Source organism: Cognatishimia coralii, from assembly GCF_037478305.1.
Classification (GTDB): domain Bacteria; phylum Pseudomonadota; class Alphaproteobacteria; order Rhodobacterales; family Rhodobacteraceae; genus Cognatishimia; species Cognatishimia coralii.
This window is the reverse complement of sequence record NZ_JBBGAZ010000012.1, coordinates 1-26,004: the sequence shown is the minus strand read 5'-3', so window position 1 is coordinate 26,004 and position 26,004 is coordinate 1. Positions and strand designations below refer to the sequence as shown.

Genomic DNA, 26,004 nt, shown 5'->3' with positions numbered 1-26,004 from the left:
GACACCCCTGTCCGCGCCAGCCCGCGATGCACCTGAAGTCCCATGTCACTTAGCGCATCGGCGACGACCTCGGAGGTTCGCGTCTCCTCGAAAGCCGTCTCGGGATGCGCATGCAGATCTCGCCTCAGCAAGGGCCAATGCTAATGACGCGCGGAAATTTCGGGAATCAGGCCACGTATGGTTTTTGTCATCTCATAAATCCGGGAAGCCACGTTACAATCTCGGGAAAAGCGAAAAGCAGGATCATCACGACGGTTTCGGCCAACAGGAACCAGGCCACGCCGCGAAAGACGACTTCGACACCGATCTGACCGCGAACGAGGGTCGAAACCGCAAAAACGTTCAATCCGACCGGAGGCGTTAAAAGCCCGATTTCAATGAACTTCACGACGACTATTCCGAACCAGATCAGGTCATAGCCGATTTCCGTGAACAGCGGCAGAAAGATCGGAATTGTAATGAGCATGATGCCCATCGGATCGAGAAACATACCGAGCAAAATGAAGACCACGCTGGCGCAGATGATCACCGTCAGTGGCGTGAGCGACAGTTGCAGGACCGCCGATGAAATGAAAGCGGGCAAACCGATCAAAGCCAGATAACGCGAAAACATCAGCGCGCCGATCGCGACGAATAGGATCGAAGCCGTCGTCACCATGGCATCTCTCAAGCTTCGCCGAAGCGGTGCGAAGGACAGCCGGCGCTGCAAGACCGATATCAAGATTGCGACGAAGGCCCCAAAAGCGCCGGCTTCAGTCGGGCTCATCAGCCCGCCATAGATACCGCCCATGACGATCAGAACGAGTACCGGCAACTGCCAGATTTCCGCCAGTGCACCCAATTTCTCGCGCAATGTCGGGCGATCCTCAAGTTTCGGCGCCAGATCGGGGTTCAGCCGGCACCGGGCGACGGTCATACCGCCATATGCGAAGGCCGTCACAATGCCCGGAACGATGCCGGCGACGAACAGTTTGGAAACCGAGACCTCAGCGAGAATTCCATAAACGATCAACGCAATGCTGGGCGGGATTACCGCCGCCAGGGTTCCGCCGCAGGCGCAAGAGGCCGTGGCCAGGCCCGGATGATACTTGTAACGCAGCATCACTGGGAGGCCGATCTTGCCCATCGCGATCGTCGTCGCAAATGTCGATCCCGAAGCCGCACCGAACCCGGCACAGGCGAAATTGGTCGCCACGGCCAGGCCGCCCGGCAACCGGCCAAGCCAAAGCCTCGCTGCCTTGTAGATGGACGTGGTCATTCCGGATTGGAAAGCCACCGACCCCATCAGGGTGAACATCGTATTGCCGAAAACTCGTACTGAGTCGCAAATTCCCGTGGAATCCGGCCGACGTAACTCAGCGCCGGGCCAAATCCGAGAAATAGCGCTATTCCCGAGAATGCAACCGTCGCCAGCGACAGGCCAATCGGGAACCTGAGCGCGATCAGGATCAGCAGGGCAACGACGGCGAGAAAGCCTTGTTCGACCCCCATCATGGCTTTTCCCGGCCCTTTGCACCGGCAACCACACGCCTGATGAACATCAGCACAACCGCACAGCCCATCGCGCCAAATCCCAGCGGCACGAACCAGCGGCCGGGCCAGGCTGGAAGCGAGGTGTGAACCAGTTCGATCGCTTCGTTCATCCTCGTGGCCTGAAGAGCCTCTTGCATGGTCTGCCAGGTCAAAAGCGCGCAGAATACGCCCAGAGCGGCAAGAATGACGAGATCGAGAAGAAATCGGCTTTTGCGGCCGAGCTTGTTCGTGAATATCTCAGCCTTGATGTGCTTGTCATTGCGCTGGATGTGGGCCAGCGGCAGGAACACGATCGGCACCATGTACCAATAAGACACGATGGCGTCGGTGCCTTCGAGCGGGCTGTCGAACACGGCGCTGGCAATGATCTGGACCACGATGTGAAGGCACAGCACAGCCACGATTATCTCGCCCAGAACCATCAGCGCCGAGACGAACCGGTCAAACCACTTGAACATGCCGGTCATCTAGCGCGCGCCTTCCGAGAAACCGGTGTCTTCTTGAAATTCGACCAGACAGCCATGCGCCTGAGACGGCGCCAGCCAAACGGCGCCTGCGGTGCTGCCTGCGACGGGAAAGCCTGCGTCATCCAGGCATTCTCGCAAGGTTCGGATCGAAGCGACCTGGATGCGGAAGCCGAGGTAAGCCACGTCGTCATCCGGAATCCCGTCGATACAGGCCTTTCCATAACGAGCCGCTGCTGTCGGCCGGCTCATCAGGCCCAGGTGGACATCTCCCAGAACCACCCGGACAATGCCGTCGGCACCAGCCTGAACGGATGCGCACCAAACATGTTCAAAATACTCCGCCGTTGCCAGCGGGTTGCGGCTTGCGGCCATCTGTCAATCCCGGCGCAAAAAGGGTCAGTTTCCCGGAGCAATAGTCCCCAGTTTTTCTGGGATGATGGGCGCCTTGGCGCGCGTGCTCTCCAGATAGCTGACGCGCGTCAAGGCGCCCTGGCCGCAGGCCAGTTTTTTGACCTTGACTTCGCGAGGTCAAATTTTGGCGTTTCGGCTTTGACGTAGCCAGAAGCTCTCGCCGTTCATTTCGAGGATGTGGACGTGGTGTGTCAGGCGATCCAAGATTGCGCCAGTGAGGCGCTCGGAACCGAAGACCTCGGTCCATTCGTCGAATGGCAGGTTCGAGGTGAGAATGATGGACCCGCGCTCGTAGCGCTGCGAGATGATCTCGAAGAACAGTTCGGCGCCGGTCTTCGAGAGCGGCACGAAGCCCAGTTCGTCGATGATCAGCAGGTCCTGGTCGGCGATGGTCTTCTGCAGACGCTGCAGGCGGCGCTCGATCATTCGGCGTTCCCGCTCGATCAGTTCCAGTTCGCAGAGCCGTAGCAGGTACTGGACATGGTCCCGGCCTTCGGCGGCGCACTGCCGCGCAAGCTTGGCGTGCTCGGACTGGAAAGTGGGCAGCTTGAGCTTCTTGAGATGGTGCTGAAGCAGCACCTGCGGCGTGTCGCTCATCTCGCCATTCCGGACAGCAGACTCATGTAGCTGGCCGGCTTCGTGGTCTGGACCCGCGCCCGGGGCAGGTAGGGATAGATGTCGAGGTCGAGCCGCGGCGGCCGGCGTTCTATGCGGCAAAGCACCAGGTGCTTGACCGCGTCGTAGCCGATCGCCCCGAGATCGAGGGCCTGGCGCACGGCACCATGGACGTGATCCATCTCGAAGGTCTCAAGCAGCCTCAGGACCTGGACGTACTCGCGCTTGCCATTCTTGCCCATCCGAGCCTCCAGCAGTCGGCGCAGGGTGGCAAACTCTCCGGGCAGGGCCCAGCCCTGCAGCGGCGCGGCCTGGTCCAGGGCCCCGACCTTCTGCTCCAGCAGCGGCAGGAAGTGGATCGGATCGAAGATCATGTCGGCCTTCTCGTAGGACCGCCGATGCCGCGCGATCACGTCGGCACCGCAACCGATGACAACCTCGCCAACATAGCCGCGGACCTGGACCTCGCGATGGGCGTAGGCAACTGGCACCGAGTAATCGTTGCCACGGTAGCGCACCATCGAGATCGAGGTGGCTCGCGTACTGATCTTGTCGCAGGCATCGTAGGGTACTGCCAGCAAGGCCATCATGGCATCGAGATCACGGAGAAGTCTCTGACCGACCGTCTCGGCGTAACCGCGAAGGACCTCGTCCTGACGCTTGAGACATTGCGCCTCCAGGCAGGCGCTCAGCGCCTCGAAGCTCTCGAAGCATGGCATCGGCACCATGTAGTTCCGCCGACCGAAGCCGATCATACCTTCCACGTTGCCCTTGTCGTTCCCTTTTGCCCGGCCGGCCAAACCTGTCCTCGAACAGGTAATGCGACTGCAGTTCCGAGAACACCCGGGTGCGCTTGCGGCTGCCGTCGCCGAGAATCTTCGCCACCGCGATGGTGGTGTTGTCGTAAAGGATCGACGCCGGCACACCGCCGAAGAAGTCAAAGGCCGAGACGTGCCCATCACAGAACGCCTCGGTCGTCTCGGCCGGATACGCCTTGATTAACAGGGCATCCGAATGTGGCAGGACCATCGCGAAGTAGTGCAGTTTGCGTTTGACGCCGCCGATCACGCCGACCGCCTCTCCGAAGTCGACCTGCGCGTGCCCCGGCGGATGAGTGAGCGGTACGAACACCTCCCGCGTCCGGCGCTTCTTCTCCCGGACATAGTCGGTGACGATGATGATGCCGCCTGTGAACCCGTGCTCGTCGCGCAGACGCTCGAAAATACGCTTCGCCGTGTGCCGCTGCTTCTTCAACTGGGTTTTGTCCTCCTCCAGTATCTGGTCAATGATCGGAATGAAGGGATCAAGCTTCGGTCGGACCGGCGGCTTCGACCGACGATACCCAGGCGGCACCGAGTGCTCCAGTATCTTCGCGACCGTCTTGCGGTCGATGTTGAACAGTCGCACCGCCTCGCTCTTGCTCATTCCTTAAACATGGCACGCAAGGCGTACCCGGTTGTAAAGCTCCACAGCATACATCTCCCTGCCTTCAGCTCGTTGCCTCAGGCACAAGATGCGGAATTTTACTCCGCGACGGTCAGATCACCCGACCGTTCCCGCTGTCCATTTTGTCTCCGGGATTCACACCTGAGAGCGCTCGGGCGCCCTCACTTTTTCCAGGCATGTTTCGGAAGAATCGCGCATCAGCCCGCTTTACAATTTTGACGAGAGGATCGGCGCGCGAGCCATTCCCAAATTGAGACTCCACTCATATCAGGATTCTCATTTTGAAATCCAAAACGCTCAAGAATTTCCAATAGTTATTTGTTTTAATTGATATTTATGCCTCTCTGCGATTTTGGCACACAACCTGCTCCCTGAGTCCTACTCAGTTGGGAGGAGTGAATGAAACCAGGACCAAGAATGTCCGTGGTCGACTGCGGGCCATTGACGCTTGAAAAGGCGAAACTGGTAGCCTTTGCGGAAGGCACGGTATCGATTCCGACCACGGTTGCCATTTTTCAGCACCCGCAACACGGGGTGATCCTGTGGGATACCGGGTGCAATCATGCCGTGGCCGACCCGGAAGAAGCCGAAGGTTATTGGGGCGCGGGCATCCGTGACGCCTTCGGCGCTCAGGGCTTCACACGCAACCATGCCATCGACCGGCAGCTGGATTTCATGGGCATCCAGCCCAAGGACGTTCGGTATGTCATCTATTCGCACCTGCATCTCGATCACGCGGGCGGAATGAGCTACTTTCCCAACGCCGTGCACATCATGCAGCGCGCGGAACTACAGTATGCGCTTTTCCCTGACGAATGGACCCGCCCGGTCTATGTGCAGAACGACTTCCGCGACATTCACAAACTGAATGTCCTGCTGATCGATGGCGACCACGATGTTTTCGGCGACGGTACATTCCGCCTGATCAAGGCACCCGGCCACGCCCCGGGCATGCAGGTTCTGGTCGTGACCCTTCAGCATCGCGGGCGATTCATTCTGGGCGCGGACGTCGCGCACCAGCGCGACCAGTTCGAAGCGTTGATCCCCATGCCGTGGGACTGGAGCTGTCACGCCATGACCTCGTCACGCAAGAAGATCAAGCAGCTCGAACGGTCGGGAATTCCGCTCTACCTCTGCCATGAACCGAGCGAATTCAATGCCCTGCCGCAAGGCGGCCGTTACTGGGACTGACATCCGGGACATCAGGACAACACCGCTCCATGAACGAGGGGCGGGCAAATCGTGGGGAGCGATTATGACTACCAAGGCAAAGAACAGCACAGCGGATTTCGACGTTGTGCTCGTTGGGGCCGGTTTCGCCGGCGTCTACCTTCTCTATCACCTGCGCAAACACGGCTACAAAACTCGCCTTATCGAAGCCGGTCACGACCTCGGAGGCGTTTGGCACTGGAATTGCTATCCGGGCGCGCGCGTCGACAGCATCGGCGCGATCTACCAGTTCTCCGATCCCGAGCTGTGGCAAGACTGGGATTTCAACGAGAAATTCCCGTCCTGGGTCGAGCTGCGAAAGTATTTCCACCATGTCGATAAGAAATGGCGCGTTCGCAAAGACTGTCAGTTCGACACGCGAGTCAACGGCGCCGAGTTCGACGAGCGCCAGCGTGTTTGGAAGGTTCACAAGGACGACGGCGAAACAATTACCTGCAGGTATTTCGTCCCCTGTCTGGGGTTTGCGTCAAAGCCTGTGATCCCCAATTTTCCGGGGCGGGACACGTTTCGCGGCGTCGCCCACCATTCCGCGCACTGGCCGCAATATGGCCTGGACATGGATGACAAGCGCATCGCGATCATAGGCACGGGTGCCAGCGCGGTTCAGATTCTTCAGGAAGCCTCGAAAACGGCCCGGCAGGTTACTGTGTTTCAGCGGACTCCGAACCTGACAATTCCCATGCGGCAGAAGAAGCTGAGCAAGGCCGACAATGTCCAGATGAAGGCACATTATCCTGAAATCTTCGAAACCAGACCGCGCACCTTTGCCGGTTTTGAGTTCGACTTCCACCCCCGGACCTGGGCGGAATCTTCGGAGGAGGAGCGCAAGGCGACATTCCAGGAAATTTGGGAGATGGGCGCCTTCAACTGGTGGCTGGGCAATTTCAACGACGTGCTGTCGAACCCGGCCGCAAACCGCGCGGAGTACGACTACTGGCGCGACCAGACCCGCAAGCGGATCAAAAAGCCGGAACTGATCGAACTTCTCGCACCGACGGACCCTCCGCACCCCTTCGGCGTGAAGCGGCCTTGCCTGGAACAGCATTTCTACGAATGTTTCAATCAAGACAATGTGGAGTTGGTGGACGTCAACAAATATCCGATCGACCGTATCTACGACAGGGGCATCTTCTCTGGCGGCAAGGAAAGGGAGTTCGATATCATCGTATATGCCACCGGCTTTGATGCTGTATCGGGCGGCATGACGCAGATCGACATCAAAGGCACCGATGGGCGCAACCTGCGCCAGCATTGGTCAAAGGGTATTACGACGCACTTGGGCATGGCGATACCGGACTTCCCCAATCTGCTAATGTCCTACGGCCCGCAAAGCCCATCTGGTTTCTGCAACGGCCCCACCTGCGCCGAGCTTCAGGGCGACTGGATCATCCAGTTCATCGAAGATATGGACCAAAAAGGGGTGAGCCGGATCGAAGCCGACACCGAAGCTTCCGCGAACTGGGCCCGAACCACCATTGAAATCGCCGACCAGACGCTCTTTCCGCAAGGCGACTCGTGGTATGTCGGCGCAAATATTCCCGGAAAAACCCGCGAGTTTCTGATCTATCCGGGCGGAGTGCCGACCTATCTGAAAGCCATCCGGAAGGAAGCCGAAAGCGGGTACCCGGGCTTCAGCCAGATGACATGATGTCGGAGGGAACAATGGCAGCTTTTGTTCCCAATTCGCAGGTTCCGGCGACCGGGCCAACTCTTGGCGACCGTCATGAGACATTCCCCGCGGCGGACGCCTGGCCCGGACCAACAGCCCCCCGGCGAAACTTCCGCCAAAGGCGAAGGCGTCGCAGTTCCTGTCGGGTCTGCCACCTTCCTCCGAAGGCAGCAAAAACAGACAAATGCGCTAATTTCATGCTGCATCACAGCATAAACCACCATTTTACATGCAAGAGTTCATGCTTTAACATCGGCCCTCCGAAGGACAGGAGTTTTTCACACAGGTTCAGGGATGGCTGTCACAGAAATCGCAAAGTTGCACTCTCGCGAATACATATACGATTTGGAAAGGCACTGGGATAAGTTGCTCAGCGGCGACGAAGTCGGCGAGAGCATGGTCAGGCCGGTCGTCATCGATAGCTGGCGACGTTGTCTGGGCTATGGGCTCGACCCGACGAAAGCGGCTGCTCCGGTCGGACCCTTGAACGAGAGCGAAGGCCCTACGATCAGCGAAAGCCGCATGCAAAGCGTGATACGGACGTCACTGAAATCCGTCGGGCACTACCTTGACGAAGCGCAATCCATCCTCATCGGGACCGACCGCAAAGGTCAGCTTATCTTCATCGACGGCGACGATTCACTCTCTGACGATCTGGCGGCGAACGCCGTGATGGTCGGCGCCACATGGGACGAGCTTCAGATCGGGACCAATGCTGTCGGCACGGCACTCAAGGAACAGCGCGAGGTGATGATTCACGGCCACGAGCATTTCTGCGCCGCCGGCAAGAGCTGGAGTTGTGCGGCCGACGTCATTCGCGACCCGGTCGATCATTCTGTATTGGGCGTTGTCGATCTCACCGGACCCGCCGAAACTATCGCTCTGCGAGCGGGCGCGGTCATCTCGGCACTGGTAGAGCGAATTGAAAGCGAACTGTCGAAACTGGACCTCATCGATCAGCTTACCCTGATCGACAGTTTTCACGAGCGCCCTGCAAACAATACGGGTCTCGTCATGGTCGACTGGCGGGGAAAAATCATCCGGCGCAATGGCTGGGGCGGCCTGGATAAGGCCAAGCTGGACCAGGGCGGGTTTGTCCCCGGCTTGCAGGGGCTGTCCCCCGAAAGCTGGTCGCTGGATCTCACGCATGAAGCCTTGCGCGGCGGAGAAATAGAGTGGATTCATTCCGACGGTGAACTGATCGGTGCTGCCATCCATGTTGGTAAGCGCAAGCCCGTCCGGCACAGCGCCTCGATGCCCGAACCCCTGGCCAAGTTCGTTGAGGTCTGCCCGTCGCAAACCGATCTTGTGGACAAAGCCGCCGTTCTCGCGAAAGCCGATGTGCCAGTCCTGATCACCGGCGAAACCGGGGTCGGTAAAGAGGTGTTGTCCTCGGCGATCCATCAGTCGAGCGACCAGAAAGGCAAACCTTTCGTCGCGGTGAACTGCTCGGCCATTCCGCGCGACCTGATCGGCGTGGAGCTGTTTGGCTATGTCGAGGGTGCATTTACCGGCGCCCGGCGCGGGGGCATGTCCGGACGGATCGAAGATGCCGCCGGCGGAACACTGTTCCTTGACGAGATCGGAGACATGCCGCTGGAAATGCAGCCCTACCTGCTGCGATTTTTGGAAACCGGACAAGTGTCGAGGATCGGCGAAAGCAAGGGGCGCGAAATCAATGTGCGCATCATTGCCGCGACGCACCAACCGCTTGAGGAACTGGTCCAGGAAGGAAAGTTCCGGTCGGATCTCTTCTACCGGCTGAACGTAGCGCGTCTACATGTGCCGCCATTGCGCGAGCGGCCCGCGGATATCGTTCCGCTGAGCTATCGCATTCTAGGCCAGATAAGCAAGGAAACCGATATCAGCGATATTGACAGCAATACACTCAACTTCTTGATGAACCACGATTTTCCCGGGAATGTGCGGGAGTTGAAATCGTTCATGCAACGCTATGCGCTTGGCCTTCCGGTCGCACCCTTCGAGAATGAAGACAAGGTCGACATGGGCCATCTCACCCTGGCCGAGATTGAGCGCGATGCGATCGAACGGTCACTGGCGCGCCACGAAGGATCGGTGGCCAAGGCCGCCGAAGAGCTGGATATACCGCGTTCAACGCTTTACCGGCGGATTGCCCGAGATCGCTCCCCTGCGCTTGACTGACCGGCCCGGTCTGTCGCTGCAGACCGGACAGCGCGCGGCAGCGAAAACGGCGCCGGGCGTTCTTTCCTTTGTTCAAACCTGCGCGCTCTCGGAAGACGAACATGTCGAGGCAGTTGTGGTATCCGCCGGTCACAACCCTGCGTTGGCGGTATCGTTTGACATCGCCGATCCTCCAAGACATCGCCCGCCGCCCGCATTCCTGAGTAAATCAAGTCGAACGGTGCTGAACATTGCGGTCCCGCAGACCTCTCTCTACACCCACGTCGCCGCGCAAATCCCGCTTCTGGTGAAGGATCGCGCGTTGCATCCCATCGCTCACAAATGGCTGGAAGTTCTCGAGCCATCAGGTTGGGTCGGCGCCAATGTCACAGAAATCGCGGCTTTCGCCGGAACAGATGCGCCCGTTGCAGAGACCGTGCTGTTGGCGCTGCAGGATGCCGAGCCTTCCGGGCTGTTCGCGCGTTCGCTCGCCGAGTGCCTTTCGCTTCAGCTTGCCGCACAGGATGCCCTGACCGACCAAATGCGGGCGCTCCTGTCGCGGTTGCCACTTCTGGCGGCTGGCTCGTTGGCTGAGCTGGCCCGGGAATGCGCAGTACCTCTCGACACCCTTGCCGCGATGATCCGAAGGCTGCGGGGCCTTAATCCAAAACCCGGCGCGGATTTCGAGGCCGGCCCGATCGCGCCGCCCGGACCTGACATGTTCCTTTTCAAGGACGAGGCCGGGCAGTGGCAGTTGGAACGCAACAGCTATCTGAAACCGACTTTGTCGCTGGCAACGTGCACCGACAAAAGCCTGATCTCAGGCGCCCTGCGCGAGCTGCGGACTTTCGAAGCACGAGATACAATGATTTTCCTCGTGGCAAAAAGTGCACTGGATGTGCAAGCTGGCTTTCTGAACGGCGATATCGCCTATCCGCAGGTTCTGACCGCATCGGCTCTGGCGCACGACCTTTCCTTGCACGAAACAACAGTCGGGCGCATTCGAAAACACCTGACCCTGGGCATTGAAGGCGGCAGGTTCGCTTTTTCGGATCTGTTCTTCCGAGGGATCGGTACCGGCAACCAAGGGCCGGTTACGTCTCTGGAGCTGCAACACCGGATCGCCGAGATTTGCCGCACCCATCCCGAACGCCTCAGCGACCGTGAAATCGCTGAAGAGCTCGCAATACATGGACTATTGGTTGCACGCCGTACGGTCTGCAAGCACCGGCCCCGCACGGCACTGCGCCGAGCCGGGGCCGATATCTCCTAAAGCGGAACGCGCACGCATCTATTTGAGCGAGGTACTTAGCCGCCTCCAGTGTGCAGGGCCGTCCTGTCTGACATTGAAACGGTCGAACATCATTGTCGAATACCCGTCATTGACCACCGACTGAAGCGCAGTCCGGTAATTGCCGATACCTCCGAGATAGAACATCACTGCGTTTTTCTTACCTGGAATGTTGGCTCCGAAAATCCAGCTTTCCGCCTGTGGAAACAACGTCATGTCGGCGATGTCGCGGCAGGTTTCGACCCATTCATTCGCCGCGGCCTGTTTCGGCTCCATCGTCGCGTGGCCGTTCTCCTCCATCATCTTGATAGCGTCCGAGAACCACTCCACTTGAGTCTCAATGGCTGGCGGCAGGTTCGTGAAGGGGCCGTTGGGGCCAAGGATCATGAAGAAATTGGGGAACCCGGCTTCCATCATGCCGAGATAACCCAGAGGTCCGTCGCTCCATTTTTCCTTGATCGAGACCCCTTCCCGTCCCGTCAGATTCATCCGGGTATAGTGCCCGTCAACCGCATCGAAGCCGGTAGCGAATACGACCACGTCAAGCTCTGACATGTCACCGCTTTCAAGCCGGACACCGCGCTCGGTAAACTCGGCGATCGGATCGGATTTCACGTCCTTCAGGGTGACATTGTATCGATTGTACACGTCGTAGTAGTTGACCGCGCACAACGGACGCTTGGCGTAAAGATCGTTGGGCATCAGCTTTTTCGCCGTCTCCGGATCCTTAACGATCTTGGCGATCTTTCTCTTGATAAAGTCCGCCGCGGCGTTGTTCGCGTCCCGATCGGTGGCAATGTCGGAAAATGTCTCGAACATGAAGCGGAATCCGCCGCCCTTATTCCAGATATTCTCGAATATCTGCTGCTGTTCCGCCGGCGATACCGAATGGAACGGAACGGTGCTTTCCTCGAAGCCGAAAGCGACCACGGAATTCTTCACCTGTTCCCAGATTTCATCGTAGCGCACCTTGTATTCGTTGATTCGGGCCTCGTCCTCGGGCCAATTGCCAATCGGCACAACATACTGGGCGGAACGCTGCAATACGGTCAGATGCTTGACGACAGGGGCCAGCGCGATGATCAGCTGCACACCGGTCGATCCGGTCCCGATGACCCCGACCCGCTTGTTCGACAGGTCGATGCCTTCCGGCCAGTTGCCGGTATGGAAAATGTCGCCCTTGAACTTATCGATACCTTTGAAAGGCGGAGTATTCGTGGCCGACAGCAGCCCCAGACCGGTGATCAGGTATTTAGCAGTCACCTGCTGACCTCTGTCAGTGGTGACACGCCAAAGGCCAGCCGCCTCGTCGAAATTCGCAGCCGTCACCTTGGTGTTGAACTGATAGCTGCGGCGAATGTCGTAACGGGTGGCAAAATCCTGAAGATAACCGAAGATTTCCGGCTGGGTCAGATAGCGGGTCTTCCACTTGGCGTTCTTCAGGCCTTCCTTGTCGAAGGAATAGCGGTACGCGAAACTTTCGGTATCTGACAGCGCGCCGGGATAGCGGTTCCAGAACCAGGTGCCACCCACATCGCTGGCGTTTTCATAAGCCTGAACAGACAGGCCAAGTTCGTCGCGCAGCTTGTAAATGGTGTACATTCCGCCGAAACCCGCGCCTACGACGATAGCATCGAAATCGGCGCCGGATTTCCCCATCCTCGGGGATATGACGTTCATGAGCTTTCTCCTATGCATAACATTGGGGTCGGCTCCGCCCGCGAACACTAGCGTGTAGATCAATGCCCGACAAGTCCTGATCCTAGCGCGCCAAAGCGAGGCGGGCTGTCGGTCCGGGGCAAACCGCCTGGAACCGCGGCGAACGGAGGATCATTCGCCCAGATCGGCCCCCAAACGGCTGGAAATTTTCTGTGCGGTCAATCGCGTGAACGCGGCAACTTCCTGATTCCGATCCAGATCGGGATCGTCTGATGAGATGGAAACGGCAACTGCCGCGACCGGCTGATTAGACGCATCGAGCACCGTACTTGCAAATGAGCGGACCCCATCACGGCATTCCTGGTCATCCGTGGCATGGCCTTCGATCCGGCAGCGGCGCACCTGGGCGATCAGAACCTTGACGGACTGCGCTGACAACCCCGTGGGCCGCGCGGGAAACCCGTCTTCGAACATCTGCTCGATCCGGGCATCCGAAATGTGGCTTAGGAACGCTTTGCCCATCGCCGAAAAGGCGAGCGGCAGCCGCTGTCCGATACGCAGCCCGCCGCCGACAAGAGCCCCTGCATTGCGCACCGCGATCAGCATCACCTCGTCTCCCTCACGCAGAGAAAGTGTAATCACCGCGTCTAAAACGGGCGTCGAGTCATCCAGAACATGAGCAAATTCCGTTGCGACATCAGCACGTTGGCTGAATGCACGGGACCAGCGCATGACATGCGGGCCGACAACATAGGACTGATTGCCGCGGCGCGACAGCATATCCAGGGTAACGAGCGTGGAACAAAGATTGTGCACGCTGCTCTTGGGCAGTCCAAGACCTTCCGAGATCATCTGAGCCGTCACCGACGTCGACGACGCCGCAACAAAATCGAGAATCGCCGCCCCCCGGGCAATCGCCGGCGTGGGTGTTTCGGGGATAACAGGCGGTTTTTTCCGGTCGATCCCGCGATCGGTCGATTTGTTCAATTTCGATCCTTTTCAACAGTCTTTCGCATGGCCCGCAGATGCCAGCAGGTATACCTAATGGCTTTCCCAACACAATGCGCTTGACAGAATCTATTTTGCCGACCACAGTTCGACATATCAAATAAAGTTCGAAATTTCGAAATTTATACATATACGCACGGCGCCGCGACAAGAAGGGCCCGGCGTAGGGGCGAGGGAACTGGGGGGGAAACCGGGAATGCAGACGTCCGAATGGGCAGGGCAATTCGCTTCGGCGTCGGATGTCGATCCGGTGGTCTCTGCACATGGCCGCGGTTTCACATGCTCGTATCTGCTGGACATGGGCAGCTCGCGGGCACTAGTCGAGATGGTCGATGGGCGCGTTCACCGCATCACCCCCGATCCCGGCCCCTTGGAAAGCTACGATTTTGCGCTTCGGGCCTGTGCGGCCACGTGGCGCGATATGGCTCAGACCGTCCCCGCGCCCGGCTGCCAGGGCATTTTCGCTGCCAGTGCCACGCGAGATATGCGAATCGAAGGCGATATTGCCGTTTTGATGCGCAATCTCGGCGGGATCACCCGACAGATCGAGCTCCTGCGCCAGGTGGGATTGCCGCAATGATCCCAATCCTTCAGGAACCGAGGCTCTGATATGGCACATCACGCTCAGGCCGTCGGACGTTACGTGACCATTCACGTGGATGAGGTTGAATACGAGGTATTTTACCTCCGCAATGGACAGGGTCAGCCATTGGTCTGCCAGCACGCAGCTGGAAGCCACAATCATCAGTGGCGCAGCCTGCTGGAAGATTCCGAGATCACCCGCCGTTATGACGTAATCGCCTATGACCTCGCTTATCACGGCAAGTCGGACCCACCGGCGAACCGGAATTGGTGGGAAAGCGAATACCGCCTGACCGCCGACCATTTCATGAAATTTGTCCTGCGGTTCTGCGACGCGCTTAATCTCGAACGGCCGATCTTCTCCGGTGTCTCCTTCGGCGGCAATCTGGCATTGCAACTGGCCCGCTATCATGCCGACCGGTTCCGGGCCGTTCTTCCGATCGGCGCAATGCACCACTCCCCCGGTTTCCATCAGGAAATCTGGCGCAGCCCGCGTGCCAATCCGGCCCGCGCAATCCCCGCCGCCATGTGGGACAGCCTGTCTCCGCACAGCCCCGAACGCGACCGGCGCCTCGTAATGCATCATGCATCGCAAGGCGCGGCGGCGTTTCACGGAGACACCTACTTCTATTCGGTCGATCACGACCTGAGGCAAGAGCTGGGCAATATCGATTGTCGCGCCTGCCCCGTCGTCCTGATGTCCGGAAGCTACGATTATCTGGCCCCGCCCGAAGCGGTCGAGGCCTATGCCCGGAAGATTCCGGGCAGTGTTTTCATCGAATTGGACGGTCTGGGTCATCTGCCCATGGCCGAGAACTATCCCGCGTTCCGCCGCTATTTGCTCGAGGCCCTGAAGGTTGTCGAACGCAAAAGCCGGGTGAGCGCGGCATGACCTGTCAACCGCACGAGGAGACAAAATTTTGACGACTCTGGCGGCAGGCGCAACGGCTCCGCAATCGCAAGCGCCTGCCAGATCCAGAGAACTAAGAAACCAGCAACCTGGGAGGACGAAATGAAATTCAAACCCACGTTAACCTTGATGGCCGCGGCCATCGGCCTCATGACATTCGGCTCGACAGTCTCGGCCGAAGGCACAGACGAGCTCGATCCCGCGCTTGTCGACTACCTCTACAACCCCGAAATGCTCGATCCGGCACAGCCGATCGGACCGTCGGGTCTGCGTGATTTCGTGGCAAAGAACCCACCGCCATGGAAGATCGGCTATGCCAGTTCATATGCCGGCAATACCTGGCGCGTCGACGCCATGGACGAAGTTATGAACAAGATCGTTCCTGAGTGGCACGACCTCGGGCTCGTCAGCGAAATTCTCGTGACGGAATCGAACCTGAACGACTCTGTGCAGATCCAACAGATCCGCCAGCTTGTCGATCAGGGCGTCGATGCAATCATCATGTGCTGCTCCAACCCCACAGCCATGACGCCATCGGTGATGTATGCCTGGGAAAGAGGCGTTCCGATCTTTTCCTTCACGGGCTACCAGTCATCCGACGTCGTTCTCAACACTTCGGTCAACTTCCAGGTCGCAGGATTTGCTGTCGGTCAGGCCATGGCCGAGGAACTGGGCGGCAAGGGTAAGGTTCTGGTCGTCGAAGGCGTTCCGGGAACTTCGACCTCGGACAGCCAGGACCGCGGCATTCGCGCGGGCCTGACCGAAGGAACCGAAATCGAAATCGTAGACACGATCGCAGGCATGTGGACCGACCAGGTTGCTCAGGGCGAGCTGCAGAAGTGGCTGGCCACCCATCCCGGAAAAATCGACGCGATCGTCGGTCAGTCGTCGATGGAAATGGGCCTGCTCCGCGCAGTCAAGCAATCGGGCCGGGACATCAAAGTGTCGATCGGCGGCGAGCTTGGGGCACTCTGCACCTGGCGCAAGAATCCCGATATCGCCGAGTCGGCGGTGCAAACCTGGCCGCCGCGCGATGAACTGCAGGTGGTCTTCGAGCTGATGATGCGCACCCTTCAGGGCCAAGGCCCCAAGGTCGCGTCGGTCATGATGGCCCCAGTGCGTCTGAACTACGAGCAAATGGCGGAATACGTCCCCGAGGATTGCGATGAGAACAGCCAGCACTGGCTGCAGCTCGGTGCGAATGTCTGGGGCGGAAATCTGGATCAGTTCTTCCTGAACCCAGCAGATCCGCGCGCCTACAAGCCGTAGTCACAAACCTGACTGCCGCTGCCCCGCCCAGGGGCAGCGGACATCGACGATTGGTTCGGAAATGAACGCAGCCACTTCCATAACGCACACTCCTCAGACGCGCAGCCGGCCGGTGACCATTTCTCTGTCCGGTGTGAAGAAGTACTTCGGCCCCACGCGTGCCCTGGATGGTGTATCGCTGACGGTGCGCGCGGGAGAAATCCACGCCATCGTAGGCGGCAACGGCTGCGGCAAGAGCACGCTTGCCAAGGTTGTCTCAGGCATCCTCCCCGTCGATGACGGGACGGTTTCGATCCTGGGCGAAACGCCCTCGACGCCGGCGGAATCACACAACCTGGGAATCGCGACAGTGTTTCAGGAAGTGCTGGTTGCCGACGAATGTTCAGTTGTCGACAACCTTTTCATGGGCGCGGACGAGCTGTTCAGCAAATCGCTGCCCTTCGAAGAAAAGGTCGAGCGCGCCGAGGCCATCATGCACGAACTCGTGGGTGAACATGTCGACCCGCACCAGCTTGTCGGGGCGCTCCCGCTGAACCTGAGACAATGGATCACCATCGGACGTTCGATGTTGACCGATCCGAAGATTCTGATCCTCGACGAGTCCTCCGCGGCACTTGACCTCGACAGCACCAAGCGGCTGTTCGACAAGATGCGCCAGATGCGCGATGCCGGGGTTTCGATCCTGATCGTTACGCACCGGATCGCGGAGCTTATCGAAATTTCCGACAAGGCCACCGTCCTGCGTGACGGGCGCGATGTCGGCGTTCTTTCGAAATCAAAAATTACTGAAAACAATCTGCTGGCGCTCATGACCGGAGACGATCCGGGCAAGCTGTCGCCTACGCTTGAGCCGGTTAAGCCCGAACATGCCGAACTCGCCATGCGCGCCGAGGCCGTCGCAGTCTGGCCGGGCAGCGAGACGTTCGATTTTGAACTGATCAAGGGTGAAATCGTCGGGCTCGCCGGGCTTGACGGACAAGGACAATCCGAATTCGTCCAGATGCTGGCCGGGGTCATCGAACCGCTGGCGGGCACTATCCGTGTCTACGATAGCGGCGGCAAGGCATCTCTGGTCGACAGCCTGTCCTCGGCCCAGGAGTCGCGCGTGGCCTATGTTTCTGGCGACCGCAGGCGCGAAGGTATTTTCCCGTCGCTCAGTATTTTCGAGAACATGATGATGCCGCTCTACCGGCTGCGCACGTTTGGCCGCAAGCTTGGGATCATCGATCTGCCGACTCTGGATTCTGGCTTTAAATCCGAGGCGGCCAACCTGCTGATCAAGTTCGGCGCCAAAAGGGACAGGATTACCTCTTTGTCGGGCGGCAATCAGCAAAAGGTTCTGATCGGACGGGGCTTCGCACTGCGACCGAAAATCATGATCCTCAACGATCCGGCCCGCGGGATCGACGGCAAGGCCAAAGCTGAACTGCACAAGCATCTAAGTGCCTTCGCCGAAAGGGGAAATACTGTTGTTTACATGTCGAGCGAACTGGAGGAGTTCCCCGGCTTCGCTTCGCGCGTGATGGTGTTTCGCAATGGCAGTCTCTTCGATGCTTTCGATGGCGACACGCTCGACAATCACCGTGTTCTTGAAGCCATGTTCGGCCAGACAAACCGGGCGGGTCTAAGCGACAATTTCCCGTTGACGCGCGTTCCCCGGCAGGAAGCCGGCGATGACCCCGAGACCGCAGCCGGGATCGCACAGATGCCGAACGTGGCAGCCGCGCCTCAACCCGCAAAGGCACCGCGGCCATACGCGCCAGGCCCCATCCGTATCGTCGAATTCGGAGAGAACGGACAGGTGATCGAAGGGGAGGTTCGCAAATGAGCGACGCAGCCGCGGCCCCTACCCCACAGGCCGTATTCCTGCGACGCCGTGATACGTCCGGCATCGGGCTTCTGATACCGATCACATTGCTTTTCGGTCTGCTCGTGCTGGCTGCACTTCGGTCGCCGGCATTGATATCTCCCAGCGGTTTCGGGAGTGCGATGATCGTACTCGCACCGCTGACCCTTGCGACATATGCGTTGATGGCAACGGTGATTGCCGGGCGCGGCACGGTCGATCTGGCAATCGGACCGCTTATCGGCTTTATCAACGTTTCGCTAATCCAGCTGACAGCGCACGGCATGTCGCAGAACCTGTTCGTGGTATTCGGCTTCTGTATTCTGGCAGGTGTCGCCTACCAGGTTTTGATGGCGCTGGCGATCATCTATGTCCGCGTACAACCAATCATCGTGTCGCTTAGCGGCTATCTGGCGATGACCGGGATCAATATGGTGATCCTGCCCCGGCCGGGCGGGATGGCTCCGCAGTTCATGGCGACCTGGGGCTACGGCACCACCATTTTCTCACCCATTCTGCTGATCGTGGTTCTTGCGACGGCCGGTTGGCTTTTGTTCAAGCGCACTGCCTTCTACACGCACCTGCGCCTTATGGGGTCGGACGAGCGCGCCGCCTACACGGCCGGCATTCCGATCTACAAGGTGCGGATCGGCGCGCATGTGATTTCCGGCATTTACGCCGGCCTTGCAGCGATTTGCTTTACCGCGCTGATTTCCTCGGGAGACCCGTCACAGGGCACGAACTATACGCTCTCGGCGGTAACGGCGCTTGTTCTGGGCGGTGCGTCGCTGGCCGGCGGGAGGGCCAGCGTTGCCGGATCGCTCATTGGGGCGGTGAACATCTATCTGATTTCCTACAGCCTCTCGACTTTCAACTTTGGCTCGATGCAAAGCTATGTGACCCAGCTGTCCTATGGCGCTGTTCTTGTCGCATCGCTGGTCCTTACTCTGGCTCTGCCGCATATCCAGCGGCGTATCCGCAGCTTCTCACCCACCCTGTTCTTCATCGCGGTCGCGAGCGTTGCGCTGGGTGTCGCCCTGCATGCCGTCTTCGACTACCGCGACCTGGCACAGGCGGCACCGGTACTCTCTGCCCCTGAGCTTTACTCCGCGCTTGTCATCGACAGTCCGGCGGCGGGTATGGGAAGCCTCTTCGGCTACTGGCTCGGGGTCGTTTTCGTTGCTCTGACGATCCCGGTGATGCTGCGTCTGCTGGTTTCGAGATCGAGCCGGGCGAATGTGCATGTCGCCGTCTACGTCGTCATCGCGGCGATCATCCTTCTTCTCATCTTCGCGCTCTCCACCGGTCTCGGAAGCGCCAGCAGCATCTTGGGGGTCAGATGACAACCGACAGCAATACTCCGAACCTCCGCCTTGGCCTAATCATCCGCCTGGCCGGGCTTCTGGTTGGCGCAGGCATCGCTGTTGCCAATATCGTACTGGGCGTTCAGCAAGACATGCCGATGCCCGTTGTCATCATCATCGGGCTTGGCACCCTTGCCATCGCCGTCTGGGTCTGGAATTTCCTGGCCCATCAATTCACGCCGCAGCAGATGCGGATGCGCGTCGACGAGTTGTCTCTTATCGACGAGTTCCTAAGCATCTGGCACCGGCATAAGTGGGCAGTCGTCGTCTTTGGCCTGCTGGTTGCGGGATTTGCCGTACTGTCGGTGTCCCTGACCGGATTTTTCAACATCTACACCGTGATATCGGCGGCAATTCTGCTCGGGATTCTCGTTCTGACCCTCCGGTTCAGCCGCTACATGGCCCAATACCGAAGCTCGTTCATCGGACTGATGGTGCTGGCGGGGCTGTTTTCTGTAGGGTCGATGACCGTCGAGGGCTTTGCCTCAACCGGGAACGTGAAATCCATGCTGGTCTTTGCCGCATTCCTCGGGCTGGCCTGCACCGGGCAGACGCTGGTGGCGCTCGTCGGCGGGCTCGATCTCTCGATCCCTTTCGTCATAGGCAGTGCCAATGTCGGGCTGGCCTATATTCTCAGCCTCGGCGTGCATTCTTCCCTCGCCTTCGCCGTGGTGATCGTCGCCGCCGGGCTGATCGGACTGTTGAACGGCGTTCTGAGTTACAAATTGCAGGGACAAGCCCTGATCGTTTCTCTCGGGGTTGGCTTCGCAGTGGCTGGCGCCACCCAGATCGCAACGATCTTCGGATCCCGCTACGGCGGCTCTCTGTTCGGTCCGGTGCCAGAGTGGCTTAGCAACATCGCGGCGATGAACGGTGTCACCTTCGGTATGAAATTTCCAGCCGTGATCCTGATCTGGATCGTACTGGGCACGCTGGTAATCCTGGCGCTGAAATTCACTGTCTACGGACGTTACCTGTACGCCATCGGGGTCAACCGCACCTCTGCGTCACGAGTAAATATCTCCGAACGGCGCTACTGGTACGGCGTTCACGTCATCAGCGGTGTTTTCTCCGGCTTTACTGGCGCCCTTTTGCTGGGCTGGAGCGGAGGCGGCTTTATCGGAATTGGCGATTCCTACCTCTTTATGACCATCGCCGCGGTGGTGGTCGGTGGAACGTCTTTGCTGGGAGGCGTCGGCGGCTACGGCTTTACCGTTATCGGAGTTCTGGTTCTGCAGGTGCTGACGTCGTTCCTGGTCGGAATCGGGCTCAGCTTCGAATGGCAGCAATTCATCTTCGGATTGCTAATCCTGCCCATGGTGGCGCTCTACGCGCGCTCGCCGCACATACGCACGCAAATCTGAAACATGACAAGGACGGAGTGAGCAATGTCAGGAACCTATATGAATGCGGGAGATATCGTCGCCGCCGGCTATTCCGCGTCGGTTCTGGCGCTGGCCGCAGCAAGTGTCTTCCTGCTGATGGGAACGGCATGGGTCCGGCGCGGCTGGAAGCTGCCAATTCTTCTGACCGCACTTGCCGCACTGGTCGGCACGCTTTGTGCCTATGAAACACGTGCGAGCTGGGTCGCGACCGGGGTCGCACCGGTCGACTATTTCTATGCGGGATGGCTCGCTTCAATGCCGCTGCAGATCGCCGCACTTTATTTTGCCGTCAGGCAGATAGAGCCTCAGACCGTATCGTTGTTTTGGAGGCTGATCGGGGTGACCGCCCTGATGGTAGCCGTACGGTACCTGGGAGACGCGAGATTCCTCGATGCAACGCTGAGCTTCCTTCTGGGGATCGTTCTTTGGCTCTACGTCTTGGGCGAATTGTTTTTCGGGAGGATGGACGAAGCCGTTACCCGGGCGCGCATCGTTCCGCTGCGCCGGGGCTATTTCTGGCTGCGCCTTATCGTGGCCGTCGGCTGGGCGATTTACCCGCTGGTGCAGTTCCTGATCAGCAGCAACAGCGGCATATCGAACGGTGCAGTCGGACTGACACTTAGCCTGGCCGAGTTTCCCAACCGCATTGCATTCGGACTGGCCCTGCTGACGGTCGCCGTGATGCTGGCCCCTGCCGAGGCGGAAGCAGGAAAATGAACCTGAAACTGACACAACGCGCGGCGTCCGCTGAAGGACCGCGCATCAACCGTAGGATGGGAATGGGCATATGAATGGTGCGAACATAGTTGCAATCGTGATCCTGGCGGCGATCGTCATCGCAGTCTTCGCGTATCTTCTGCATTGGCTCTACCGCCGTTCGAGCAAGGACGTGTCCTTCGTTCGAACCGGCTTCGGCGGCGAGAAAGTTGTGATGGGCGGCGGCGCCTTTGTCTTGCCCATCATCCACGGCCTTACCGAGGTCAACATGAATACCTTGCGGCAAGAGGTTGTACTCGCTCAGGAAAAATCGCTGATCACCCGTGATCGCCTGCGAGTTGATCTGGGGGTGGAATTCCTGGTCCGGGTCATGCCGTCCAATGAGGGCGTGGCCACCGCCGCGCGGACGTTGGGAAGCCGCACGATGAGTTCCGAAAACCTTCGCGATCTGGTTCACGGCCGCTTTGTCGATGCCATGGGCGTCGTGGCGGCATCAAAAACTCTGGAAGAACTGCACGAGAACCGGAACGATGTCGCCGCTTCAATCCGCAAGGCGGTTGAGAAAAACATGGCCACAAATGGGTTGGAGGTAGACAGTGTTGCGGTGACGCTGGTGGATCAAACCGGCCGAGACTGGTTCAATCCCGATAACGCCTTTGACGCGGAAGGCCTGACGAAACTTACCGAAGAGATCGAAAGCCGCAAGAAACTGCGCAACGAAATCGAACAGAGCACGATGGTTTCGATCCGCAAGAAAGATCTCGAAGCGGAACTGGAGTCGCTCAATATCCAGCGCGAAAGCGAATTCGCCCGCATTTCGCAAGAGGCCGAAGTATCGCTGCGTCGCTCCGCGCAAAGGGCCGAGATCGCGCAAGCGTCCGCCGTGCATGAGCGTGAGATCGAGGAAAAGCGTCTCAGCGAGCGTGAAGCGACCGAAAAGGCCCGGATCGAGCTGGAAAAGGAGCTGGACATGCTCAATACGCGACGGCTGATGTCGCAGGCGATCGAAGAGCAGGAGAAAGACATCACTATCGCGCAGAAGGCCAGGGAACGGGCGGATTCGCTCGCGGCGGCCGAAGCGGCCAAGAGCAAGCTTGCAGAAAGCGAGGAAAAGACCCGCACGGTACGCGAACTGGAAATCGCCAATCGCCGGATGGCCATCGAAGTGATCGACTCCAAGCAGCAGGCAGAGGCGGAAGCGACCCGGATCCGGATCCTGACCGAAGCGGAAAAATCCGCCGCCGCCGACAAGGCCGAGGCCGACCGGATTGCCGTCGCTGCGATGAAGGAGCGTTATGCCGTCGAGGCCGAAGGCAAGCGCGCCCTGAACGAGGCAGAAAACATGCGCACTGCGGAAAGCCGGCGTAGCGAGATCGACAATCGCCTTGTCGAAAACCTGCCGGCGATCATCCGCGAGAGCGTCAAACCGATGGAGAAGATCGACGAGATCAAGATCCTCCAGGTGGACGGTCTTGGCGGCATTTCGGGCAATGGAGACGGCGTCGAAAAGTCGGGGAACCCGGCCGAGCAAGTCGTCACATCCGCGCTGCGCTACCGGACTCAGGCACCTTTCGTCGACCGTCTTCTGGGAGAAATCGGCCTGTCGGCTTCCCAGGCACGCGGGGTTGATCCGTTGGAGGACCTTTCGAAGGTTATGTACAGCGAACGCGACCGGGATCGTCGCCGGAGCGGCTCTTCCACGAAATCGGACTAGTACGACGCGTAGCGGCAAATCCGCGGCGGGCACAATCCCGCCGCGGACCGCCAGCATGAATAAATGGAGGTCAGGATGGCAACAGATGCGACAATTGACAGACGTATCACCGTTTACGCGGTCTGGCTGAGCCTGGGACCGCTCGGGTTTTGCCTGATGCTGCAAGGAATTGCCTTTGATCACCTTCTGACAGGGGCTTCGGGCGCACTGGTACTCGCCGGTGCTTTCATGGGGCACCTGATCGTGAACACCTATTTCGACCAGACTTTCACCCCCGGCGAGATCGCCTTCGGAACAGCGGTTCTGGCACTTTGGGGCGTGCTGTTTCTGGTGAGTTGGGTGTCGTTCGACCTTTCAACTACCGACCTGCTGATCGCCATCACCTTCGTTCTGGTGACGGCGGGCTGCGTTTTCGGTCACATCGTTACCCGGCACGGCGGGCGCGGAGCCTTTTCGCGGTTCCACAGCCGCCAGCCGGATTGAGGGCAATACGATGATCGCGCTTGAATCTCCCGCTCTGTGGCTCTTCGCCTTTGGATCGGGTTTTTTGGGGATCGCACTTTACTGGGCCCGCATTGCGGTACAGCAAGGTACAGGCGCCCGTAATTTTATCGACCCGGTTGGCACGCTGCCTTCATTCACCGCAATCATCGTCATTTCGACCTCTGGTTTTGTGCCATTCTTTTCCATCGGCCTTGCCGACGGGGTGGCGCAAAACGGATTTGCCTATGCCTCGATGTCATTGGGCTGCGTGCTGATACCGCTTGCCGGCGTCTTTCTCTTCAAACGCATATGGGCTCTGGCCGTTCATTTGAATACCCCCAGCCAGGCGAGCTTTCTCGATGAGGTATTCGCCAGTAAATCCCTTGTGGTGCTGTCTGCCGTGATCGCCGTTCTGTTTGCCGTCGCCTTCGGCGGGCGGGTAATGACGGCCTTCGCCCTGCTCTATCATGACCTGACCGGTGGTGTCTTCGATCCGGTCTATTCCCTGTTTCTCATCGCCTCGATTGTCGCACTGATTGCAGTGATCGGCGGAATACGCGCCGTCATGTACAGCGGTGCGGTTTATGGCGCGATGGGGTTTCTTGCCCTGATTGGCCTGATCGGTTTCACTCTATTCCTCGCGGGCGGGTTCGAAAGGCTGGCAGACCGCATTGTTGACCTTCAGATGAACGGCGAAGGAACCGCACCATTCTTCAATCTATCCGGCATCGTCCAGTTTACGCTCGGCTCGGGTTTCGCCCCCCCCGACGGAAGCCCGTGGAGCACCGCGATGGTTCTCTCGGCGACGCTCGCTTTCATGGGGCTGAGCGCATCGCCGGTACTGTACCTCTTCGCCGTCTCAAGCAAATCGAACCGGGTTTTCGGCCCCGGCCTGACCTGGGTTTCCGCCGGCGCGGTCGGAGCCGCGATCATGGCATTCGCAATGATCGTCGGCGGGTTCGGCCTGATCAGCAACATGCCGGATATCACAGGTGAGGTGATGGAGCGCGTGTCGGAGCTGTCGCCTTGGTTCATGGCAGCTCTCTACTTCGGTCTTTTCTCGCTGGTTTTTGCCCTGATCTCCGGCAGCTTTCTCGCCGCCGCTCAGCTCGGCGTGGTCGATATATACCGCCGATACTATCATCGGGATCTGAGCGACAAACTTGCCGTGGCTTCGATCCGTATCCTGGTCGCGATCCTGGTTCTCATTTCCGTGCTGATGTCGATAACAGCCCCTTTCCTTTCAGCAGAGCTCGCATCGCTCTGCCTGCCGTTGGCCGCACAGCTTTTACCGGCGATGGTCGCCGCCTGCTACCGGATCAGCATCGCACACCGTTCCATCGCGGTCGGGGCGCTAATCGGCGTATTCTGCGTTTTCGTGACAGAACCCTTCGGCATTCGGGCCTTGGATTTTGTCGGGTTGGAGTTGCCCTGGGGCCCCGCGCCCTGGACCATCCACTCTGTAGGCTGGGGTTTGTTCTTCAACACCGGAGCAGTTCTGGTCATTTCGGTCATCACCCGTTACCACGATCAGGGCGAGCGCTGGAACGCCCTGACCCGGTTCCTGGAATCTACTTTCCCCGCTCAGCCCTTTTCGACGCCGGTCATTTCGACGGCTTGGTCCGTCGCACTGGCCTGGTTCTTTCTGGCCATCGGGCCCGGCATCGCTATCGGCAACTCACTTTTTGTCCGGACAGTGGGTCGCGAGCAGGAGAATATGCTGGGTCTGCCTTCGATCGTTGTCTGGATCATGATCGCCTGGGCTTCGGGGGTCGCGATGATCTGGTTCTTCGCTGACCGGATGCAGCTCGCGACGGCCCATGGAAGCGAAGTGCGGAAAGGACAAAGCGCAGCTTTGGCAGAAAGCGGGATGCGGACCGATCGGATGGCCGTAACCGTTTGGATCATCCTGGGGATCGCCGGCACCACTGCAACACTGGCCTGGATATTCGGGTAGAACCCTGATCGGGCGCGGTGCCATCGGGCAGTGATGCGGACATTGTCGAAATACCGCGCGCTTAGGACCTGCTGGCGCGCACTGCGTCCGACCTAGGGCTCTCACACACTCCATGTGCCGGGTCACAACAAGTCGCCGAGTTTTGGCCCACTTGGGTATTCTGGAATAGGTCTGCAGCAGAGGGGATATCGGCGTTTCTCGGGAAGCGGCCCCCGGCATGGCGCGTGACCCTGGCGGACGTCTAGCGGGCCCCCACCGCGCCCAACACGTGATCGGTATAGATCGCGATGATCTCGTCCTGCGACA

The 26,004-nt window shown here is 59.1% G+C and carries 21 protein-coding genes and 1 pseudogene; 14 read left to right on the top strand and 8 right to left on the bottom strand.

Features of this window, described 5'->3' with window-relative positions; translation table 11 throughout:
- Positions 1-187: 187 nt before the first annotated feature.
- From WG622_RS16080 to istA, 6 genes and pseudogenes are all read right to left on the bottom strand, one after another.
- Positions 188-1,297, bottom strand: coding sequence for a TRAP transporter large permease (locus WG622_RS16080; protein ID WP_274576804.1), 1,110 nt, complete (start codon positions 1,295-1,297; stop codon positions 188-190).
- On the bottom strand, positions 1,285-1,494 hold the full coding sequence (locus tag WG622_RS16075; RefSeq protein ID WP_274576806.1) for a hypothetical protein: 210 nt from the start codon (positions 1,492-1,494) through the stop codon (positions 1,285-1,287). The genes WG622_RS16080 and WG622_RS16075 overlap by 13 nt, the downstream gene beginning before the upstream one ends.
- Entirely contained in the window at positions 1,491-2,000 is a 510-nt protein-coding gene (locus WG622_RS16070; protein WP_274576807.1) for a TRAP transporter small permease, read from the bottom strand. Before WG622_RS16070 ends, WG622_RS16075 begins: the two co-directional genes overlap by 4 nt.
- Positions 2,001-2,372, bottom strand: coding sequence for a hypothetical protein (locus WG622_RS16065; protein ID WP_274576808.1), 372 nt, complete (start codon positions 2,370-2,372; stop codon positions 2,001-2,003). It abuts the gene before it with no gap.
- A gap of 156 nt (positions 2,373-2,528) precedes the next feature.
- The gene (locus tag WG622_RS16060) at positions 2,529-3,008 is read right to left on the bottom strand and encodes an ATP-binding protein (protein WP_274576810.1); all 480 of its coding nucleotides are present in this window, start codon (positions 3,006-3,008) and stop codon (positions 2,529-2,531) included.
- Positions 3,005-4,451 (bottom strand): annotated as a pseudogene (gene istA, locus WG622_RS16055) (IS21 family transposase). The gene WG622_RS16060 and the pseudogene istA overlap by 4 nt, the downstream one beginning before the upstream one ends.
- A gap of 438 nt (positions 4,452-4,889) precedes the next feature.
- Between istA and WG622_RS16050 the strand changes: the two are divergent.
- The 4 genes from WG622_RS16050 to WG622_RS16035 all read left to right on the top strand — a co-directional run bounded on the left by WG622_RS16050 (position 4,890) and on the right by WG622_RS16035 (position 10,786).
- Positions 4,890-5,663 carry an N-acyl homoserine lactonase family protein gene (locus tag WG622_RS16050; protein ID WP_274576811.1) on the top strand — a complete coding sequence of 258 codons (774 nt, stop codon included), beginning with the start codon at positions 4,890-4,892 and terminating at the stop codon, positions 5,661-5,663.
- A gap of 64 nt (positions 5,664-5,727) precedes the next feature.
- Positions 5,728-7,350 carry a flavin-containing monooxygenase gene (locus tag WG622_RS16045; protein WP_274576812.1) on the top strand — a complete coding sequence of 541 codons (1,623 nt, stop codon included), beginning with the start codon at positions 5,728-5,730 and terminating at the stop codon, positions 7,348-7,350.
- A 315-nt stretch (positions 7,351-7,665) separates the two neighbouring features.
- The gene (locus tag WG622_RS16040; protein WP_274576813.1) at positions 7,666-9,534 is read left to right on the top strand and encodes a sigma-54-dependent Fis family transcriptional regulator; all 1,869 of its coding nucleotides are present in this window, start codon (positions 7,666-7,668) and stop codon (positions 9,532-9,534) included.
- Positions 9,503-10,786 (top strand): RNA polymerase factor sigma-54, encoded by a 1,284-nt coding sequence (locus tag WG622_RS16035; protein ID WP_274576816.1) that lies wholly within the window; start codon positions 9,503-9,505, stop codon positions 10,784-10,786. The genes WG622_RS16040 and WG622_RS16035 overlap by 32 nt, the downstream gene beginning before the upstream one ends.
- 18 nt (positions 10,787-10,804) lie before the next feature.
- On the opposite strand, the gene WG622_RS16030 is transcribed toward WG622_RS16035, so the two are convergent.
- Positions 10,805-12,484: a flavin-containing monooxygenase gene (locus WG622_RS16030; RefSeq protein WP_274576817.1), complete on the bottom strand. Its 1,680-nt coding sequence runs from the start codon at positions 12,482-12,484 to the stop codon at positions 10,805-10,807.
- A gap of 150 nt (positions 12,485-12,634) precedes the next feature.
- Positions 12,635-13,450, bottom strand: coding sequence for an IclR family transcriptional regulator (locus tag WG622_RS16025; protein ID WP_274576818.1), 816 nt, complete (start codon positions 13,448-13,450; stop codon positions 12,635-12,637).
- A gap of 217 nt (positions 13,451-13,667) precedes the next feature.
- Here WG622_RS16025 and WG622_RS16020 point away from each other — a divergent pair, with 217 nt between their 5' ends.
- The 10 genes from WG622_RS16020 (at position 13,668) to WG622_RS15975 (ending at position 25,698) form a co-directional block, all read left to right on the top strand.
- Positions 13,668-14,051: a hypothetical protein gene (locus WG622_RS16020; RefSeq protein WP_274576819.1), complete on the top strand. Its 384-nt coding sequence runs from the start codon at positions 13,668-13,670 to the stop codon at positions 14,049-14,051.
- 30 nt (positions 14,052-14,081) lie between these two features.
- Positions 14,082-14,945 carry an alpha/beta fold hydrolase gene (locus tag WG622_RS16015; RefSeq protein ID WP_274576820.1) on the top strand — a complete coding sequence of 288 codons (864 nt, stop codon included), beginning with the start codon at positions 14,082-14,084 and terminating at the stop codon, positions 14,943-14,945.
- 120 nt (positions 14,946-15,065) lie between these two features.
- On the top strand, positions 15,066-16,232 hold the full coding sequence (locus WG622_RS16010) for a substrate-binding domain-containing protein (RefSeq protein ID WP_274576821.1): 1,167 nt from the start codon (positions 15,066-15,068) through the stop codon (positions 16,230-16,232).
- Between the two features lie 112 nt (positions 16,233-16,344).
- Positions 16,345-18,060, top strand: coding sequence for a sugar ABC transporter ATP-binding protein (locus tag WG622_RS16005; protein WP_274576822.1), 1,716 nt, complete (start codon positions 16,345-16,347; stop codon positions 18,058-18,060).
- Complete coding sequence (locus WG622_RS16000; protein ID WP_274576823.1) at positions 18,057-19,421, top strand: ABC transporter permease; 1,365 nt, start codon at positions 18,057-18,059, stop codon at positions 19,419-19,421. The genes WG622_RS16005 and WG622_RS16000 overlap by 4 nt, the downstream gene beginning before the upstream one ends.
- Complete coding sequence (locus tag WG622_RS15995) at positions 19,418-20,806, top strand: ABC transporter permease (protein WP_274576824.1); 1,389 nt, start codon at positions 19,418-19,420, stop codon at positions 20,804-20,806. The genes WG622_RS16000 and WG622_RS15995 overlap by 4 nt, the downstream gene beginning before the upstream one ends.
- A 24-nt stretch (positions 20,807-20,830) precedes the next feature.
- The gene (locus tag WG622_RS15990) at positions 20,831-21,544 is read left to right on the top strand and encodes a bacteriorhodopsin (RefSeq protein WP_274576826.1); all 714 of its coding nucleotides are present in this window, start codon (positions 20,831-20,833) and stop codon (positions 21,542-21,544) included.
- A gap of 70 nt (positions 21,545-21,614) precedes the next feature.
- Complete coding sequence (locus tag WG622_RS15985; RefSeq protein ID WP_274576829.1) at positions 21,615-23,258, top strand: flotillin family protein; 1,644 nt, start codon at positions 21,615-21,617, stop codon at positions 23,256-23,258.
- 75 nt (positions 23,259-23,333) lie between these two features.
- Positions 23,334-23,741 (top strand): hypothetical protein, encoded by a 408-nt coding sequence (locus WG622_RS15980; protein ID WP_274576831.1) that lies wholly within the window; start codon positions 23,334-23,336, stop codon positions 23,739-23,741.
- A gap of 10 nt (positions 23,742-23,751) precedes the next feature.
- Positions 23,752-25,698, top strand: a complete 1,947-nt coding sequence (locus tag WG622_RS15975; protein ID WP_274576832.1) for an SLC5/6 family protein — start codon at positions 23,752-23,754, stop codon at positions 25,696-25,698.
- The last annotated feature ends 306 nt before the right edge of the window (positions 25,699-26,004 follow it).